Raw genomic sequence first — 18,084 nt, forward strand, 5'->3', positions numbered from 1 at the left:
CCCGTGAACCGCCGCAGACCTCCCCGCGCTCCCCGCTCCGAACCCCGACCCGACCGCTTCTGGCTGATCTGGGCGCCCCTCCCGCCGCTCTTCGCGGCCCTGATCGGCGAGGCGTTCGCCCCGTCGATCGTGCGCTGGTTCGCGACGGTGCCCCGCCCGGCGCGGGTGGTCCGGGTGGAGGACGGCGACCCGGTGGTGCAGATCGACACCGGGGCCGCGGAACCGGTGTGGGCCCACGCCCACGGCACCTTCCTCCCCGGCGACCCGCTCGACGTCACCGTCCGCCACGTGCCCCTGCTGCCGGGGGCGGCGGTGCTGGACGGCCACGTGTCCCTGGGGTGGCTCGTCGTGCTCGCCGTCCTGGTCTGCCTGGCCGTTCCGGCGGTGTGGGCCCGCTGGGGCCTGGTCGCCGCCTGGAACACGCGGCGCCGCCGCCGTCCGCCACGCGACCGCAATCGCCGACGCCGACCCGAGCAGGACCGGGACCGGGGCGCCGACCTGTGGGTCCCCGTGCTGGCACGGGCGGTTCCGGCGGTCCTGTGCGTCGGGGCCGGGACCCTGGCGGCCGGGTGGGGCCTGGCCGCGGCCGCGGTCGACCGGGGGCGGGCTCCCGACGTGGGGGCGGTCGGCCTGCTCTTCGCCGCCTGGGTGCTGCTCCCGGTCGGGGCGGTTCTGGCGGTGCGCGCCCTGTTGCGCTACGCCGACCGTGCCCCGGTCCGCACCGTGCCCGCCGCGGCCCGCACCCTCCCGGCCCGGGCCGCCTCGGCGCTCCTGGCCGCCGCGCTGGTCCTGGCCGTGGGCGGTACGGCGGGCGGCTGGGCGTGGGGCCTGCTCCGGGAGCACCAGGCCATGGCCACCACCGAGGCCGGGACCGCCGAGGCCTACGGAACCCGCGAGGTGAGCTCCCGCGGTGGCTGCCGCGGCGAGGCCGTCCTGCGCTACGTGGTCCAGGGCGTGCCCTACTGGACCACGGTGAGGATCCCCTGCCGGGACGTGGACCTGATCCGCGCCGAACGCACCGTCGACGTGGAGTGGTCCACCACCGCCCCCGAACACGTGAGGTGGACACGATGACCGCGGACCGGACCCTGGTCGACTTCCTCGAACGCCTCAAACACGAACGCGGCCTGCCCCTGTGGCACCCCCGCGGTCCCCGGGCGCACCCGGTCCTCGCCCTCGTCGCCGTGGTCGTCCTGGGCGGACTGCTCGGTGTCTCCGTCCACCGCACCGCCGCCGAACTCGTCCGCGCCGCCGCCTTCGAGCACCACGTCCGAACCGCCGAGGCGACCGTGGTGGAGATCCGCCACGGCGACCCCGTGGTCTCCTTCACCCCCGATGACCGGACCACCGCCGCCGGCAGTGAGTCCACCACCGAGGGGGCTGCCGCTACCGCCGCCGGCGAGGAAGTCACCGTCGACGTCCACGATGTCCATCGGAACGGTGACCTCCGAGAGGTCACCGAACGACTGCCGGTCGGCGGCTCCGAGACGGGTGAGGAGGCCACGATCGCCGACGGTGGTCACCGGAACGGCGACCTCGGCGGGGTCACCGAACGCCCACCGGTTGACGGCACCGACGCCGCCGAGGGTGAGGAGGCCGCCGTTACCGCCGCCGGGCAGGGGGCCGCTACCGCTGCCGAGGGGGTCGTGGCCGTCGCCGACGGCGGGGAGGGCACTGCTGCCGGCGCGGGCGAGGAGGGCGCCGCCACGGCCACCGCCCCCGGTGGGGCGGTCACGGCCGTCGCGCATGGGTCGTACCGGCATGGCGATCCGCGGGAGGTCACCGTCCGCTATCTGGCCGACCGGCGGCAGCCGGTGGCGCTGGCCGACCACCGGTGGACACCGTGGTGGGTGCTGCCGCTCGGGGCCGCGGTGGTGTTCGCCGTGCACGCCTGTTGGGCACCGACCGGAGTCCGCGGCGGCTGGGCCTGGCGGCGGGCGAAGGCCCACGTCAAGGGACCCGAACCGGGTGGCTGGAGCCGTCGCGACCTGGTCCGCCCCGCGCTGGGGGCGGGGGCGCTGCTCGCGGCCGCCGTCGCTCTCGCCGCACTGCCGGTGGCCTCGGGCGGGGTGTCCGGCCTGGCCGTCGACCCCGAGGGGCTCATGCCGCTGGTGCCCGCGACCGTGTGCGTCGTCGGGGCCGGGACGGTGGCGGTCCGCGCCGCCTACCGGTGGGCCGAGCGTGTTCCCGCCCCGCACCCGCCGCGTCCGTTCCGGCTGTTGGGCCTGGGCTGGTTCTGGGTTCCGTCGCTGGTGGTGTTCGCGGTCGCGGCACTGGGAGTACTCGTCCTTCCGCTGTTGGACCGGCCGGAGACCCGGGTGCCGGGCACCGCCGAGATCGTGGACGTCAACTGCAAGGCGTGGGGTCGGGGTCCTTGCACCACCTACCTGGTTCTGCGCTACGAGGCCGACGGCCTGCCCTACGTCGAGGAGGTCAGGGGCCGCTATGTCCGGGGCGGGCTCCCCGTGGAGTGGGATCCCGAGGACCCCACCGCTGTGCGGATCGCCGAGTGAGCCCGGGGCGGCCAGGGAACGGGGTGGTCAGCGGGGGCGGGCGGCGTCCAGGCCGAGTTTGACGATGTCGGTGATGAAGTAGTCGCCCGGGTCGCGCGCATCGCGCAGCAGTGGCACCTGTTCTTCGTCCACCCACATGAACTCGGTGTGCTTGCCGACCTCCAGCCGTGGCGCGTCCAGGTCGCCGTCCACCCGCACCAGGTAGTCCACCTCGTGCCGGGTCACCCCGTCGCCCGGGTCCCAGTCGATCCGGAACAGCTCGGCCTCCACCCGGCGCAGCCGCCAGCCGGTCTCCTCCTCGACCTCGCGGACCAGACCGGCCAGCATGGTCTCGCCGGGTTCGACGTGGCCGCCGACGATGTCCCAGCAGTACGGGAACACCTTGCGGTCCGGGGAGCGCCGCTGGGCGAAGATCCTCCCGTCCGGGGCAGCGATGATCGCCCCCGCCACGTGGGTGCGCCCGTCGGAGGTGTCGGGGAAGACGATCCCCGGTGCCACCTCGATGTCGTCGATCCCGTGCGTCATCAGGCCTCCTCCAGTCCTCAGCTTTGGTTACCACCCTAGGGTTTTGCGGTGGGCCTGCCCTCGGACTTTCGGCCGGTCTTGCCTCTCGTCCTTTAGGACTACCCGCCCCCGGAGTCCGGGGGCGGTCGGCGGTGTTCCGTCCTGATCGGACCGCTTTTCCGGGCCCCGCCAGCCCTGCCGACCCCACTGGACGCCACAGTCGCCACCGCCTCTGGCCACCCGGCCCCGCCGGATGCCGGGGCCGCCACCCGTGCCAGGGGTATCCGTTCGTATCGGTAGCCTCGGAGCCTCACCGCCTTCCGCGGGGCGGTCTGTCGTGGTGGTCGCTGTGGCCGCCACCCGCTCCACCCGCTTCCCGGGTCCCCCGGCCCGGCCGTACCGCCTTTCCGGTGCCGGGCCCGTTCGGCCGCACTGTTCTCCCCGGCCGCGCCGCCTTCCCCGCCGGGCCGCCCCCACGTCACCCGTTCTCGCCGGATTCCGGGGCCGCCACCCGTGCCAGGGGTATCCGCTCGCATCGGTAGCCCTGGAGCCCTACCGCGTTCCGCGGGGCGGCCTGTCGCGGTGGTCGCTGTGGCCGCCACCCGCCACCCGGGTCCCCGGCCCGGCCGCGCCGCCTTCCCCGCCGGGCCGCCCCCACGTCACCCGTTCTCGCCGGCCCCGCCGACCTCGCCGTCCCCGTCGGTCTCCTCCGCCTCCGCGGCTCCCGTCGCCCCCCGCCCCCGGCGGGGCAGCCGCAGGGTGAGCAGCCGGGCCCGCGGGGCCAGCCGCCCGGCCAGCTCGAACACCCCCTCGGTGCGCGAGTGGTCCTCGTCCAGCACCGAGAACAGGTTGACTCCCAGGTAGAACGTCAGCGCCCCGTACGCCACCTCCCGGGCGGGCAGCAGCCGCGCCAGCGGCGAGCCGCCCAGCACCCGCTCCCACTCCTGCTCGATGAACGCGATCCACGGTTCGGCGCGGTCGCGGATCTCGTCGCGCAGCTCGGGCTTGGTGACCGCCGCCGCCACCAGTTCGGAGAACTCGGTGATGTAGCCGCGCTCCAGGTCGGTGCGGTAGATGCGGACGGCCGCCTCCACCAGCTCCTCCAGGGTGCGCGCGGGCGCGGTGAGCTCCCGGTACATGGCCATGCGCTCGGCGCTGGACCGGTCCAACGCGGCCAGCAGCAGCTGGTCCACGCCGCCGAAGTGGTAGAAGACCAGCGCCGAGTTGGCCTCGGCCCGCGCGGCGATGGCCCGGGCCGACGCCCCGGCGTAGCCGTCCTCGCGTAGTGTCTCCGCGGCCGCGGAGATCAGTCTTTCCCGGGTCTCTTCGCTGCTCCGCCGCCCTGCGCCGCCGCTCTTGGCCATGACCTCGTCCCTCCGCCGCTTCCGATCTTCTTCATCATACGGTTTAATCGAGTGATTAAACCGGTTGATTCAACCGAACGATGAAGGAGATCCCGTGTCCCAGAACCCCCTGGCCAGCGGCCCACGCTGGCTGCTCGCGGCCCTGGTCCTGGTCCTCTTGGCGGCGGTCATCGGGATCCGGATGACCCACTGGAGCATGCTCGACCAGACCGCCCTCTTCTACCTGGGCCTGCCCACCGGCATCGCGCTGCTCGTGGTGTTCACCGCCCGGCCCAAGAGCGCCATGGGCATATCCATGACGGTCCTCACCGTCGTCCTCGCCATGTCCGCCGTCATCCTCGGCGAGGGCATGGTCTGCCTGCTCATGGCCGCGCCGCTGTTCTACGGCGTGGTCGCCATCATCACCGCGCTGGTCACGCACATCGCCCGCGGCGGACGCGGCTCCCAGCAGGCCCTCTTCGCCGTCCCGCTGCTGTTCGTCCTCGTGCTGGAGGGCGTCGCCGGGATCTCCTTCCTGCCCCGCGCCGACCAGGGCGAGGGCTCCGCGTTCGTCGACGCCCCACCCGGAGCCGTCGCCGCGGCCCTGGCCGCGCCGCCCGCCTACGGCCCCTTCGAGGCGGCGTTCCTGCGCGCGGTCCCCTTCCCCGAGCCCGTCGCCGCGACCGGCACCGGCCTGGAGGTCGGCGACACCCGCCGCGTCGAGTTCACCCCGCGCACCACCCTCCAGATCGGCTCCGAGCCCACCCCGCGCCACCTGGCCCTGGAGATCGTCGAGAGCGAGGTCCGCGCGGACGGCGGCCGGGTCGTGTTCCAGGTCACCGAGGACGCCACGTTCGCCCGCTGGATGGACATGCGGCGCGCCACCGCCACCTGGACCGCCGAGGGGGAGGGCACCCGTATGGACTGGACCATCGACTACGAGCGCACCTACGAGCCGTCCTGGTACTTCGGGCCGATCCAGGCCTACACCACCGACCTGGCCGCCGCCTACCTCGCCGACACCTTCACCGGCACCGCCGCGGCCGCCCCCCAGGCCGGCCCCGCCGCCCCCACCGCGGAGGCCGACCGGTGAACCCCGAGCTCCCCGCCCTCCTCGTCCGCGGCATCGGCCTGCTCACCCCCGTCCTACCGCTCGCGATCCTGTGCCTGTGGCGGCCGCCCCGGCCCCGTGAGATCGCCGCCATGATCGTCTCCACCTCCTGGGCGCTGCTCACCCTCATCCCGCTCAACCTCTACGCCCTGCACGCGGGCTGGTGGTCCTTCCACGCCGAGGGGGCGGTGTGGGCGGGCCTCCCCGTCGACCTGCTGCTGGCCTGGGCGCTGCTGTGGGGCGCCCTGCCCGCGATGCTGCTCCGGTTCCTGCCGGTGCCGCTGCTCACCGCGCTGCTGGTGTGGGCCGACATCATCGTCATGCCGCTGGCCGAACCCGTCGTGGTCCTGAGCGGCACCTGGCTGCTCGGCGAGTTCGTCGGCTCGGCGCTGTGCCTGATCCCCGCCCTGATGCTCGCCTACTGGACCCGCAAGGGCCGGGCCGTGCGGGCGCGCATGTGGGCGCAGGCGGTGCTGTCCTTCGGGCTGATGGTGGTGCTCCCGGTCGCAGCCCTGGGCATCCTGCCCGGCACCGGAACCGGTACCGGCCCCAGCACCGGCCCCACCACCGACATCACCACCGGGACCGCCCTCCCCGGCGGCCTCCCGGTCGCCCTGCAACTCCTGGGCCTGGCCGCCCTGCCCGGGCTGGCCGCCGCCCGCGAGTTCGCCCGCGTCGGCCGCGGCACCCCGCTGCCCTACGACCCGCCCGAACGCCTGGTCACCAGCGGCCCCTACGCCTACCTCAGCAACCCCATGCAGACCACCATGGTCGCCGTCTACCTGGTCCTGGCGGCGGTGTTCGCCGACCCCCGGCTGCTGTACGGGGCCGTGGTCGCGGTCGCCTACGGTGCCGGGTTCGCCTCCTGGCACGAGAGCGAGCGGTTGCGCGAGTCGTTCGGCCCGGCCTGGGACCGCTATCGCTCCGGGGTGCGGGCCTGGCTGCCCCGCTGGCGGCCCTGGCCGCACCGCGCCGCCGGAACCCTGTACGTGGCCGCCGACTGCTCCATGTGCCAGGGGGTGCGCACGTGGATCGAGGCCCGCTCGCCGGTCGCCCTCCGGATCCGGGACGCCCACGAGCACCCCGAGGTCCTGTACCGGCTCACCTACGAGAACCCCGAGGGCGTCCGCTGGAGCGGACCGTCCGCGCTGGCCCGGGCGCTGGACCACCTCAACTTCGGGTGGGCGTTCACCGGCTGGATCCTGGACCTGCCCGGGGTGCGGCACTTCGTGCAGCTGTCCACCGACGCGTTCGGGGCCGGGCCCCGCCCCGCCCGGACACCCGGCTCCGTCCCCGAGCCCGCCCCCGGCTCCACCCCTGCCCCCTCTCCCGAGCCCGCCTCCGCCCCTGATCCCGCCTCCGTCCCCGCCCCCAGGACGGCTCCCGAGCCCGCCCCCTGACGGCCCGGGGCCCCGCCGTTATGCTCGGTCGGGCCGGAACGCCCCGGGACACGAACCCCCAGGGCACCCCCGGCCCCGACCCGTTCGCCCCCCGACGGTACGAGGACCCCGATGGAAGAACAGGCCATGCTCGCGCGGGACCTGGTCCTGCGCGTGTGCGCCGGAGCGACCGAGCTGGACCCGCAGTGGATCCGGGTCGACGGCAAGGTCACCACACCGTTCCTGGTGCCGCGCGACCGCAACCTCGTGCGCGCCGTCATCGCGGCCGGGCGCTCCATGGGCGTGGAGCGGCTGCTGGTGTGCCGGACCCGGCCCGAGTTCTCCTACGAACCCGTCACCGAGATCCCCCTGGACACCGACACCCTCATCGACCTGGTGCGCGGCTGGGGCCCCGACCCCACCGACTTCCTGGTATGCGTGGAGGACTTCTCGGCCGCGGTGCTCATCACCGCCGACGACCTGACGGTGGCGGCGGGCCCGGCGGACTTCGTGCGCGAACTGGTGGGGGCGGACATCCCCCAGGCCCGGGCGCACTTCGCGTCCCGCGCGGAGATCGAGAAGACCCCGGAACTGGTGCGGGCGGCGGCGCTGTACCGGTGCGCGGACACCGGGAAGCGCCGGGCGCCCGGCCCCGACCTCCACGAACGCGCCGCCGCCGGGGCCGACCGGTTCCGGCGCGGGTCGGCGGCCCGCGGCCTGCGCGCCCTGCGCGGGGCCGCGGGGTGGACGGCTCTGGCGGTGGCGGCCATCGCGCCGCTGGCGGTGTCGGACGTGCGGGGGCCGGTGCTCCCGGCGCTGGCGGTGCTGTTCGCGGTCCTGCTCCAGCTGGCGCTCATCGCCCGGTCCCGAACGGTGTCCTTCGCCTCCCTGCTGCGCGTCGCGGCGCTGGGCGCGCTGCTGCTGTGGCCGCTGGCGCTGGTCGAACGGGCGGTCACCGGGGCGCTGGGCGCGGGCACCTACGACGTGGTGCCGTACACCTACGTGGCGGTGACGGTGGAGGAGCTCGGCAAGCTGCTGCCGCTCGCGCTGCTGCCCCTGGTGGCGCCGCGCCGGGCCCGGCGGCTGGCGGCGGTGGACTTCGCGCTGCTGGCGGCGGCCTCGGGCGCCGGGTTCCAGCTGGCCGAACACCTGGTCACCGCGCTCACGGTGGGCGGCTCCGGGGGCGGCGGGTGGTTCCTGCCGGGGGGCAGCCAGATCATGGACCGGGACACCGGGGCCGTCATCGCGGCGTTCTCGGGGCACGCGGTGACCACCGGTCTGGTCGGGGCGGCGCTGGGGCTGGCGGTCGTGGGGCGGGGCCGGTGGCTGTGGGCGCTGCCGCCGCTGGCGGTGCTGGCGGCGTTCCTGGAGCACCTGAACCTGAACGCGCTGCTGGCGGGGGCGGCCCTGCACCCGGCGTCGGGTGTGGTGCTGGGCCTGCTCGGCGGCGGTGTGCTCACCCCGTTCTTCCTGGTGGTGCTGGTGGCGTGCGGGGTGGCGCTGGACTACCGGCTCATCGCGACCGCGGCCGAGAGCACCCCGCCGCTGCCGGGGCTGCCGCCACTGGCGGGGCTGCGGCGGCGGGCGCGCGGGCGCGCGGTGGCGATGCGGGTGCGGGTGCCGGGGGACATCGCGCCGGGGTTCCGCCGGGCCGCGCTGGCCTGGGCGGAGCTGCCGGTGACGCTGACGACGACGCTGGCGATGATCGTGCACGAGCTGGCGGCCTGCACGATCGCCGCGCGCCGGGGCCCGGCGACGCTGGGGGACACGTGGCGGTTCCTGCGGCAGCGGCGGGCGAACGCGATGGGGGAGGCCCGGTCGGGGGCCAGGCCGTGGCGGCACCACCCGTCGCAGGAGGAGCTGACACGCACGGCGCGCGACCTGGCGCGGCGGCTGGGGCTGGCGGCGACCGGCGGGGTCACGGCGCTGGCGGCCGCGGCGGCGGTGGCGTTCGCGGTGGTCCCGGCGCCCGCGCCGCGCGTCCCGGTGGACTCCCCGGACATCCCGGTGGGCGAACCGGGTTACGCGCTGCTGGCCCTGGAGCGCCTCCAGACCTGGTTCGCGGGGCTGTCCGCGTTCGACGCGGTGTGGGCGGCGGTCCTGCTGGGCGCGGTGCTGCTCCTGCTGGTGTCGGGCAACGGGGTGCCGCGCGCCCACCCGCACATGCGCGACTTCCTGCGCTCGCCCACCGCCAACAGCGGGGCCGTCCTCGGCATGCTGGCCCCCGGCCAGGTGGTGTACGCGACCGTCGGCCTCGTCGGCCTGCTGCTGCCCCGCTCCGCCGACCGCCTCCTGGTCCGCTGACCGCCGGGCCCGGTACGTTCCCCGCTGTGCCGAGGAGGCGGGAGAGGGGTGCACGCACCCCTGTGCGGTGGGGGGCCGGGGCATAGGCTGGGAGGGAGCGGGGGCGATACCCCGTTCCGAGAGAGCCCGGTACGCCGGGACGAGGGTGTGACGTCGGGTCAGGATCCGGACCGCCGTTCTGGACCGCCACGCCACTTCGGTGCAGGCCTGGAACCTGTCCCCTCTCCCGCCGCGCGTGACGCGTCCGCCGCGTCCACGCCACCAGCCGGCCCGGTGCGAGCAGGGCTCTTCCGAGCCGGGGATCGTGGAGTACTCCACTCATGTCCGCCTTCACCCAGCGCCCGCCAGCGGTCTCCGACACCCCTCCGTCGACCCCTCGGTTGAGGCTCAACCCCATTCCGCACCACGGTGCCGTCCTGGACGGCGGGTGGTGGCCCAGGTCCGGCGACCCCGTCGCCGAGCTGCCCGGACTCGTCCTGGCCATCGACGACCGGCGGGGCCCCGTCCACCTGCTCGAACTGGGGGTGACCGGCTGGTACCACCGCCCGGGTCTCCTCGCGGTGGCCGGCCGCGCGATCCGCCTCTCCTGGTCTCTGGAGATGCCGCCCGACCTCGTGGTCGCGGTGGGCGACAATGGCAGGCGCACCCGCCTGCTGGTCGTACCGCCCGGTGTGGCGGCGTTCTCCGCCTGGTCGGCGCTCGACCTGGCCATCCTGTCCACGAACACCAGGAAGGCCGACGAGATCATGGACGTCGCGTCCCTGCTTCCACCACCGCCCCGCACACCCCCGGAAATGAACTGGGAATCCGAGGGCGGCGGGCTCTACGAAGAGAACGAGGAGGACGCGCGCGTCTCACGCCGCGGCGCGGTGTCGTGGCGGGAACACGACAGGGGGACACTCGTGCGGGTCTCCGGCGACGTCGACCTGGTGACGATCCCCGGGTACCGGACCCGCCTGTTCGAGGTGCTGCGCGACCACGGTGACCGGGTGGTCATCGATCTGTCCGGGGTGACCTTCTTCGGCGCCGCCGGACTCTCCCTCCTGGCCGAGGTACGGGCCCGGGCCGAGCGTTCGGGGACCGACCTGCGCCTGGCCGCGCCCTCGGGGCGGGTCGCCAGGGTCCTGGAACTGACCGGGACGCGCGGCCTTCCGCCCATCCACGCCACGGTGGGCGAGGCGATGGCCGCATGACCGGAGGAGAGACCACGCACCCCGCCCGGACACCCGGAAGACGGGGGAGCGACTTCGCGGTCCTGTCCCGGGAGGTGAGCGAACACGGGCTGCTGCGCAGGCGCCGGGGCCACTACACGGCGCGGATCGCCATCACGCTGTCCCTGCTCCTGGCCACCTGGACGGCCTTCGTCCTGATCGGTCCGTCCTGGTGGCAGCTGGTCACGGCCGTGGTGCTCGGCGTGCTCTTCACCCAGACGGCCTTCATCGGCCACGACGCCGGGCACGGGCAGATCGCCGAGGGCGAACGGGCCAACCGGGTCATCGGGTGGATCCACGGCGACCTGCTGGTGGGGCTGGCGTACGGGTGGTGGGTCGACAAACACGACCGGCACCACGCCCACCCCAACCACGAGGGCCGGGACCCCGACATCGCCGGGGCGGCCCTGGCGTTCAGCCGGGAGCAGGCCCTGCTGCGCCGCCGGGGGCCGGGGAGGTGGCTGGCCCGGAGCCAGGCCTGGCTGTTCTTCCCCATGCTGCTCCTGGAGGCCTTCCACCTGCACGTCGCCTCGGCCATCGGGGTCGTGAAGCGGACCGACCTGCCGCCGCGGACCCGGATCGTGGAGGCGACGCTGCTGGCGGCGCACTTCGGCGGCTACCTGGCGATCGTGCTGGCGACCCTCACACCGCTCCAGGCACTGTGCTTCATCCTGGTCAACCAGGGTGTGTTCGGGCTGTACATGGGGTGCTCCTTCGCCCCGAACCACAAGGGCATGCCGGTGGTGGCGGAGGGGACGAAGACGGGGTTCCTCCGCCGCCAGGTCCTCACCTCGCGCAACGTGCGGGGCGGGCCGGTGGTCGACCTGCTCCTGGGCGGCCTGAACTACCAGATCGAGCACCACCTGTTCCCGTCGATGCCCCGGCCCAACCTGCGCCGCGCACAGCCGCTGGTGCGGGCGGCCTGTGAGCGGTTCGGGCTGGCGTACCACGAGACCGGCCTGTTCCACTCCTACGCCGAGGTGCTGCGCCACCTGCACCGGGTGGGCGGACCGCTGCGGCCGGAGCTCGAATACTGAGCCCCGGCGGGCCCCTCAGCCCAGGCGCTTGGCGAGGATCTGGCCGTGCCAGTCGCCGACGGTGAAGGTGTCGGTGGGGGTGAAGCCCTGGCCGGTGTAGTAGGCGACCAGGCGGCCCTCGTTGCCCGCGAAGCAGTCGACGCGCAGCAGGTCGACGTTGCGGCGGCGGGTCTCCTCGGTGGCGTGCTCCAGCAGTGCGGCGCCCACGCCGCGGCCGGCGAAGCGGCGGTCGGTGACCAGCAGGCGGACGAAGACCTCGGGCTCGTCGACGGGGGCGACGCCGGTGCCGGGCTTGGAGTCCAGGACGAGGGTGCCGGCGGGCTCGCCGTCGACCTCCAGGATCCAGGGCTCGGCGTCGGCGAGCATCTCCCCGATGCGCTGGACGGACGCGGGCCGGGACGACCAGGGCTCGGTGCCCCACTGGCCGGTGCGGCCGTGGGAGACGAGCCACGTGACGGCGCTGTCCAGCATGCCCAGGACGGTGGGGAGGTCGTCGAGTCCACCCGGTCTGATCTTCATGCCCGGCACCCTAGAGGGTGCCGGGCCGGGGGAGCAACGCCGTTCCACCGCCGGGGCGGACGATCGCCGCTCAAAGACCACCGGCACCCGGCCGACGGTCCCCGGCGGAGGACCGTCGCGCCGCGAGGGCCTCCACAAGGAGGTACGAGCCCCACGCCATCGCCGTTCCGGTGAGCGATCCGACCGTGTTCATCAGGACGTCCCCCGCGTCGACGCTGCGTCCTGACGCCAGGGCCCACTGAACCGTTTCGATGAGAACCGATAGGGCGGGTCCGAAAAAGACACGTGGCGGCCATGATGAGAACGCGTGAAAGGCCACCAAGGCCAGGGGAACGAAGAGAAGGGCGTTGACGGATTTCTCTTCGACCATCATGGAGTCGTATGCGAGCGGTTCCTCGGGGATCCGGTCGGCGATCTCGCCGATGACCTGGATCTCCTCCTGGGATGTGACATCGCCGCCATCACTTCTCACGACGGTCAGGTCGTCCGGGGCTCCGTGCAGGAAATAGGCGTACTGCTCCCAGGAGAGGTGTTCGGCGCGATCTTCGCCGGACAGCTCCTCCCTGCTGTACAGCACGATTTCCCCGCTGTTCAGCGTTGTCGTATAGGTCTCCTCCAGTTGCTGGTCCTGCCGGTTCTCCTCTAGGAACTGCAAGGGGTTCCAGGTAACGCTACGGTTCGATTCGCCGACCTTCTCCACCCCGGATATCGGAATGACGGCGAGGAGGACCACATAGGCGACCGACGCGAAAGTGAGTGTGACGCGGGCGAACCCGGAGAACCCGGCCGCCGAGCGCCTGGACACCAGGGTGGCGAGCAGGGAGGCCACCGCGAGCAGGGCGAGGATCGCACCGATGGTCGCGGGCGTGGCAAAGAAGAGTACGGTCCACATGGGCAGCCTTGATCGAGTGGGTCCCGGCCGTCGGCCAGGACCCGGCAGGTGGGGGTTCTTCAGGCGCTCAGGCCTGGGTCGTGTACTTCGTCCGGATGATCGTGCTGGTTCCGACGACCCTCATCTCGCCCCGGACCCTGGCCGACCCGGCCCAGGACGGGTGCCTCGCGCCACAGCCTCCCCGGCCCCCGGAACCGATGGTCTGCGGGCACGACCACCCGGTTCCCCTGTTCGAGCTGTAGTAGTTTCTGAACTCCACCTTGATGGAGCTTCCGGCGTCCTTGAAGTAGTCGATGGAGGTCGCCGCCGAATTCGACTGGATCCGGAGCGTTCCGTTGGAGGAGTATCCGTATTCGGTGCCGAAGGGTCGGATTCCCGTCTCGTCGGCCAGTTGGGCCTGGTAGGCCTCGATGCTCTCGACGTCCTCTCCCTCGCCGACGGTGAGCACCTCTCCGTCATCGGTGATGAGGATTTCGATCTCCTCGACCGACGTGTAAGCCTCCTCGGCCAAGGTGGCTGTGGAGGTGGCGAGAGAGATCGTCAGTGCGCCGGTGATAACGGCGGCGACTTTAAGAAATGCTCTTCTCAAGGTGTTCTCTTTCTTTTCCCGATTGATGGGGGAAGATTTATCGGGTTGTTGCCCGGAAAGAAATTACCGGGTGTTTTCGGATGTGCCAAACGCCCTGGCCGCCTGCCTTTTTCGGGCGTTGTCGCAGGTCATCGAATGCGCCGGCTCCGGTTGCGGTGGGGAAAGGTCCGAACGGCACCCCGGTGGAGATCCGGGGCGCCGTATATCCCGTGCTCAGAGGCCTCCGGGGTGGGTTTACCGTGTCCACTTTCGGCCACGGCCTCGCGGGTCCGTCGCTCCTCCGGCCGGGACGGGTGCCGGGCCGTCGGCACCGTCACGACGGCCGGACGGCCGTTCGCGGGGAACACGTGAGCGGTGTGCTCACGTCGTGCCCGGTGGGGTCAGTCGCGGGTCCGGGTCCGGGCCGGGGGGTGCGTGTCGCCGTCGGCCGTGTCCAGGCCGGCGAGCAGGCGGAGCCCGTCCTCGGCGGGGCCGCCCGGGACCGCGGACAGCACCAGCAGCTCCATGCCCGACCCGTCCGGAAGGGAGAAGTTCTCCTGGTGCAGTTCCAGCAGGCCGACCAGCGGGTGCCGGTACGCCTTGCGGCCGTGGGTGCGGGCGCGCACGTCCGCCCGGGCCCACAGGCGGCGGAAGCGCTCGCTGCCCACCGCCAACTCCCCGACCAGCGAGGCCAGGCGCGGGTCGTCGGGGTACCGTCCGGCGGCCAGGCGCAGGTGGCCGACCGCGTCGAGGGTGCAGGCCTCCCAGTCCGCGTACAGGCCGCCGTGCTCGTCCTCCTCCAGGAAGATGTGCCGTGCGGTGTTCAGAGCCGGCAGCGGCCGGCCGTAGAGGAGCCCGGCGAGGCGGTTCCCGGCGAGCACGTCCATGCGGTGGTTCACGATCACCGCGGGCGTGCCGACGACCAGGTCCAGGACGCGCAGCAGCTCCGGACGGATCCGCCGTCCGCTCGACGTCTTCGCGCGGCGGCGGGGCTGCCGGGCCAGCCGGTGCAGGTGCCCGCGTGCGGTGTCGTCCAGGCCCAAGACCCGGGCGAGCGCGTCGAGCACCTGCTCGGACGGCTGGGTCGCCCGGCCCTGCTCCAGGCGCACGTAGTAGTCGAAGCTGACGCCGGACAGATGCGCGACCTCTTCGCGGCGCAGCCCCTCGACCCGGCGCCGGTTGTCGCCGGGGATGCCCACGGTCGTCGGATCGACCCGGGAACGCCGGGTCCGGAGGAAGCCCGCGAGATCGTCCATTCCCCCAGTGTCCATGCCTCCAGTATGGCCGCGGCCGCGCCCGTGAGGGTGGCCCTGCCGTTACCAGGAAGTCCGGTCCGACGGAAGGGGCGCCCCTGAACGCCGGGCGCCGCGGCTCCCAGAATCGGAGGCAGCCGATCCCGAGGCAGCCGACACCGAGGAGTCCCCATGAAGACGCTGATCGTCCACGCCCACCCGGAGCCGGGTTCGCTCAACGGCGCACTCAAGGACCTCGCGGTCTCCACACTGGAGGCCGCCGGGCACGAGGTGCGGGTGAGCGACCTGTACGCGATGGACTGGAAGGCGTCCGTGGACGCCGCGGACTACGGCCCCCACGCCTCGGAACCGCTGCGGGCCGTCCGCGACTCGGGCCGGGCCTTCGACGCCGGGACGCTCACCCCGATGAACGACCGCTCGGCCAGGGCGCCGACCCGCTCCGCCCGCCGCCTGCCGGGGCGGTGGGACTCAGGCCCGGTAGGCGTCCCGCCGGTGCCGGATCGAATGGATCTCGATCAGGTCCTTGTCCGGGCGGATCTTGTAGATGACCCGGTACGTTCCCCGGCGTGCCGTGTGCAGTCCGGCGAACGGTTCTTCCAAGGGCTTGCCGACGCGCCAGGGGTTCTCTCGCAACGGGCCGTTGATGAACTCGTACGCGGCCACCGCCACCGCCTCGGGCAGTTCCTCGGTCAGAGACCGCTTCGCCGGGCTCTTGTAGACGACCCTCATGCCGCGGAGTTCCTGCCGAGCCGCTGTTCCATCAGTGCGGCCATGTCCTCTTCGGTGGTGAAATCCTCAGACTCGGCGGCCTCTCGGAGGTCCGCGCGGGCCTCACCGTCGGCGAGGATGCCCAGGGTCTCCATCAGGGACTCGTACTGGGCCACCGACATCATCACGACGGCCGGACGGCCGTTCTTGGTGAACATGTAGTCGGCGTGCTCACGCTGTGCCCGGTCGGCCAGCTCGGCGATCTTCGCCTTGGCCTCCGTGATCGGAATGGTCTCCATGATGACCACTATAGCGACCGGTCCGAATTCTGTCCTGATTTTGAGGGCAGGTCTCCCGCGCCCCGGGCGGGCCCCGCCCCCGGGGTCAGGCGGGGGTGGTGCCGCGGGGCGGGTCGAAGGCGCGGACCGGGGGCGGGGTGCCGTCGAAGCGCTCCACCCGGACGCGGGCGAGCTGGCCCGTGCAGCCCTGGCTCAGCGACGAGGTGCCCTCGTCGGTGATCAGGGCGTTGGGGTTGCCGTGGGCGCAGGTGGCCTCCGTCGAGGACGGGTCGTACCAGGCGCCCGTCGACAGCTGGACCACCCCCGGCAGCAGGGCGTCGCTGAGCACCGCGCCCGCCAGGCAGGAGCCGCGCGGGCCGACCACGCGCACGAGGTCGCCGTCGGCGATCCGCAGCGCGGCCGCGTCGGCCGGGTGCAGGCGTATCGGGGCGCGGCCGTCGATCTTCTGGCGCATGCTGTGCGCGCCCATGTCCTGCTGGCCGTGCAGGCGGCCGGTCGGCTGGTTGGCCACCAGCACCAGCGGGAACTCCCCGTCGGGGTCCGACAGCACCGGACCCGGCAGCCACACCGGGTACCCCGGGCAGTCCTTGTACCCGAACGACGCGATCGTCGCGGAGTACAGCTCGATCCGCCCGCTCGGCGTGCGCAGCGGGTGCCCGTCCGGGTCGGCGCGGAAGTCCCCCAGCAGCGCCTCGTCCTCGACCCGGCCCGGCATCTCCACCCGGCCCTCCGCCCAGAACGCGTCGAACTCCGGCGCCTCCAGCCCGCGCCGCCTCACCAGAGACCGCCACCGCCGGTAGATCTCCCGCATCCAGTCGGCGGAGGTGCGCCCCTCGGTGAACGCCTCCCGCACGCCCAGGCGTTCGGCCAGGTCGGCGTAGGTGTCGTACTCGTCGCGCGCCTCCCCGTGCGGCGGCACCGCCCGGGGCATCGCCCGCAGGCTGAGGTCGCCCCGGCTGGCGGTGAGGTCGTCGCGCTCCAGCACCGTCGTGGACGGGATGACGATGTCGGCGTGCCGGGCCGTCGCCGTCCAGTGCGTCTCGTGCACCACCACGGTCTCCGGCCGCCCGAACGCCCGGGTGAGCCGGGCCAGGTCCTGGTGGTGGTGGAACGGGTTGCCGCCCGCCCAGTAGACGAGTTTGACGTCCGGGTAGCGGCGCTCCTCGCCGTCGTAGTGGTACGCCTCGCCCGGGTGCAGCAGCATGTCCGAGATGCGCGCCACCGGGATGAAGTCCTTGACCGCGTTGTCGCCCTGCGGCATCACCGGCAGCCCCAGCGGCGTCGACCCGCCGCCGTAGTTGCCCATGGACCCGTACCCGGAGGCGAACCCGCCGCCGGGCAGGCCCACCTGCCCCAGGCAGCAGGCCAGCGCCAGCCCCGCCCACAGCGGCTGCTCGCCGTACCGGGCGCGCTGCACCGACCAGCCCACGTTGACCAGGGTCCGCCCCCGCGCCATCCGCCGGGCCAGCTCCCGGATGTCGGCGGCCGGTACCCCGCTGATCCGCTCCGCCCACTCGGGGGTGCGGGACCGCCCGAGACCCTCGCCGCGCTCGTCGCGCCCGCCCAGAACGTAGGAGCGCACCACGTCGGCGCCCTCCGTGTACCGGTCCAGGAACTCCAGGTCGGCCAGGTCCTCGGTGAACAGCACGTACATGAGCGCCAGCAGCACCGCCGTGTCGGTGCCCGGCCTCAGCGGCACCCACTCGGCCTTCACGTCGTCGGGCGTGTCGTCGCGCAGCGGCGACAGCGACACGAACCCCACCCCCGCCTCGGAGGCCGCCCGCATCGACGGCCCGGCGGTGTGCGCGGCCCGCCCGCCCGAGGTCATCCACATGTTGGACACCCGCAGCCCGCCGAACGTCACCACCAGGTCGGTGTGCTCCCGGATCACCTCCCAGGAGGGGGCCCGGTGCAGCAGCCTGTTGGCCGCCGGGGTGCCGAGGATGCGCGGGAACAGGGTCTCCACCGCGCCGTGGCTGTAGGTCGTGCGCGAGCGCGTGTACCCGCCGATGGTGTTGAGGAACCGGTGCAGCTGGCTCTGCGCGTGGTGCACCCGGCCGGAGCTGCCCCAGCCGTAGGACCCGCCGTAGATCGCCGCGTTCCCGTGGGCGGTGCGCACCCGGTCCAGCTCCCCGGCGAGCAGGTCCAGCGCCCGCTCCCAGCCCACCTCGACGTACTCGTCGTCGGGGTCGCCGCGGCGCGGGTCGGGCCCGGGCCCGTGCTCCAGCCAGCGCCGCCGCACGGCGGGCCGGGCCACCCGCGAGGCGTGGTGCTGGGCGACGGGCGTGTTCTCCATGACGGGCGACGGCGCAGGGTCGGCCGGGTCGGGCCGCACCCCCACCACCCGGTCGTCGCGGACCAGGACCCGGTAGCTGCCCCAGTGGGCGCTGGTCGGGTACGAGGTGGTGGACATCGGCGGCTCCTCCCGGTTCTCGGGACCCGT

The 18,084-nt window shown here is 73.6% G+C and carries 16 protein-coding genes and 1 pseudogene; 8 read left to right on the forward strand and 9 right to left on the reverse strand.

Annotated elements, in window-relative coordinates; translation table 11 throughout:
* The first annotated feature begins 3 nt into the window (after positions 1 to 3).
* Complete coding sequence (locus ACJOT3_RS06195; RefSeq protein WP_406969720.1) at positions 4 to 1,074, forward strand: hypothetical protein; 1,071 nt, start codon at positions 4 to 6, stop codon at positions 1,072 to 1,074.
* Entirely contained in the window at positions 1,071 to 2,513 is a 1,443-nt protein-coding gene (locus ACJOT3_RS06200) for a hypothetical protein (RefSeq protein WP_406969722.1), read from the forward strand. Before ACJOT3_RS06195 ends, ACJOT3_RS06200 begins: the two co-directional genes overlap by 4 nt.
* 27 nt (positions 2,514 to 2,540) lie before the next feature.
* On the opposite strand, the gene ACJOT3_RS06205 is transcribed toward ACJOT3_RS06200, so the two are convergent.
* Together ACJOT3_RS06205 and ACJOT3_RS06210 are read right to left on the reverse strand one after the other, a co-directional pair.
* Positions 2,541 to 3,038 (reverse strand): NUDIX domain-containing protein, encoded by a 498-nt coding sequence (locus ACJOT3_RS06205; RefSeq protein WP_406969724.1) that lies wholly within the window; start codon positions 3,036 to 3,038, stop codon positions 2,541 to 2,543.
* Positions 3,039 to 3,676: 638 nt separating this feature from the next.
* Complete coding sequence (locus ACJOT3_RS06210; RefSeq protein ID WP_406969726.1) at positions 3,677 to 4,381, reverse strand: TetR family transcriptional regulator; 705 nt, start codon at positions 4,379 to 4,381, stop codon at positions 3,677 to 3,679.
* A 94-nt stretch (positions 4,382 to 4,475) separates the two neighbouring features.
* Between ACJOT3_RS06210 and ACJOT3_RS06215 the strand changes: the two genes are divergently transcribed.
* From ACJOT3_RS06215 to ACJOT3_RS06235, 5 genes are all read left to right on the forward strand, one after another.
* Positions 4,476 to 5,453 carry a hypothetical protein gene (locus ACJOT3_RS06215; RefSeq protein WP_406969728.1) on the forward strand — a complete coding sequence of 326 codons (978 nt, stop codon included), beginning with the start codon at positions 4,476 to 4,478 and terminating at the stop codon, positions 5,451 to 5,453.
* Positions 5,450 to 6,871, forward strand: coding sequence for a methyltransferase (locus tag ACJOT3_RS06220; RefSeq protein ID WP_406969730.1), 1,422 nt, complete (start codon positions 5,450 to 5,452; stop codon positions 6,869 to 6,871). Before ACJOT3_RS06215 ends, ACJOT3_RS06220 begins: the two co-directional genes overlap by 4 nt.
* Before the next feature lie 111 nt (positions 6,872 to 6,982).
* Positions 6,983 to 9,154 (forward strand): PrsW family intramembrane metalloprotease, encoded by a 2,172-nt coding sequence (locus ACJOT3_RS06225; RefSeq protein WP_406969732.1) that lies wholly within the window; start codon positions 6,983 to 6,985, stop codon positions 9,152 to 9,154.
* Positions 9,155 to 9,474: 320 nt separating this feature from the next.
* Positions 9,475 to 10,347 (forward strand): STAS domain-containing protein, encoded by an 873-nt coding sequence (locus ACJOT3_RS06230; RefSeq protein ID WP_406969734.1) that lies wholly within the window; start codon positions 9,475 to 9,477, stop codon positions 10,345 to 10,347.
* A complete protein-coding gene (locus tag ACJOT3_RS06235) occupies positions 10,344 to 11,402 on the forward strand; it encodes a fatty acid desaturase family protein (RefSeq protein ID WP_406969736.1) in 1,059 nt (352 codons plus the stop codon). Before ACJOT3_RS06230 ends, ACJOT3_RS06235 begins: the two co-directional genes overlap by 4 nt.
* Positions 11,403 to 11,417: 15 nt before the next feature.
* Here ACJOT3_RS06235 and ACJOT3_RS06240 read toward each other — a convergent pair whose 3' ends face one another.
* The 4 genes from ACJOT3_RS06240 to ACJOT3_RS06255 form a co-directional block, all read right to left on the reverse strand.
* Positions 11,418 to 11,921 (reverse strand): GNAT family N-acetyltransferase, encoded by a 504-nt coding sequence (locus ACJOT3_RS06240; RefSeq protein WP_406969738.1) that lies wholly within the window; start codon positions 11,919 to 11,921, stop codon positions 11,418 to 11,420.
* Between the two features lie 70 nt (positions 11,922 to 11,991).
* Positions 11,992 to 12,813, reverse strand: coding sequence for a VanZ family protein (locus ACJOT3_RS06245; protein ID WP_406969740.1), 822 nt, complete (start codon positions 12,811 to 12,813; stop codon positions 11,992 to 11,994).
* Between the two features lie 67 nt (positions 12,814 to 12,880).
* A complete protein-coding gene (locus ACJOT3_RS06250) occupies positions 12,881 to 13,402 on the reverse strand; it encodes a hypothetical protein (protein ID WP_406969742.1) in 522 nt (173 codons plus the stop codon).
* A gap of 380 nt (positions 13,403 to 13,782) precedes the next feature.
* Positions 13,783 to 14,637 carry a helix-turn-helix transcriptional regulator gene (locus tag ACJOT3_RS06255; RefSeq protein ID WP_406969744.1) on the reverse strand — a complete coding sequence of 285 codons (855 nt, stop codon included), beginning with the start codon at positions 14,635 to 14,637 and terminating at the stop codon, positions 13,783 to 13,785.
* A gap of 168 nt (positions 14,638 to 14,805) precedes the next feature.
* On the opposite strand from ACJOT3_RS06255, the pseudogene ACJOT3_RS06260 reads away from it, so the two are divergent.
* Positions 14,806 to 14,970, forward strand: a pseudogene (locus ACJOT3_RS06260) (NAD(P)H-dependent oxidoreductase); the annotation flags it as partial.
* A gap of 132 nt (positions 14,971 to 15,102) precedes the next feature.
* Here the strand turns inward: ACJOT3_RS06260 and ACJOT3_RS06265 are convergent.
* From ACJOT3_RS06265 to ACJOT3_RS06275, 3 genes are all read right to left on the reverse strand, one after another.
* On the reverse strand, positions 15,103 to 15,363 hold the full coding sequence (locus tag ACJOT3_RS06265; RefSeq protein WP_406969746.1) for a type II toxin-antitoxin system RelE family toxin: 261 nt from the start codon (positions 15,361 to 15,363) through the stop codon (positions 15,103 to 15,105).
* Entirely contained in the window at positions 15,360 to 15,641 is a 282-nt protein-coding gene (locus tag ACJOT3_RS06270; protein ID WP_406969750.1) for a type II toxin-antitoxin system Phd/YefM family antitoxin, read from the reverse strand. The genes ACJOT3_RS06265 and ACJOT3_RS06270 overlap by 4 nt, the downstream gene beginning before the upstream one ends.
* An 85-nt stretch (positions 15,642 to 15,726) precedes the next feature.
* Positions 15,727 to 18,054 carry a molybdopterin-dependent oxidoreductase gene (locus tag ACJOT3_RS06275; protein WP_406969752.1) on the reverse strand — a complete coding sequence of 776 codons (2,328 nt, stop codon included), beginning with the start codon at positions 18,052 to 18,054 and terminating at the stop codon, positions 15,727 to 15,729.
* Positions 18,055 to 18,084: the final 30 nt, after the last annotated feature.

Origin of the sequence: Nocardiopsis protaetiae, assembly GCF_045446735.1 — a bacterium.
In the GTDB taxonomy this organism is placed as follows: Bacteria; Actinomycetota; Actinomycetes; order Streptosporangiales; family Streptosporangiaceae; genus Nocardiopsis; species Nocardiopsis protaetiae.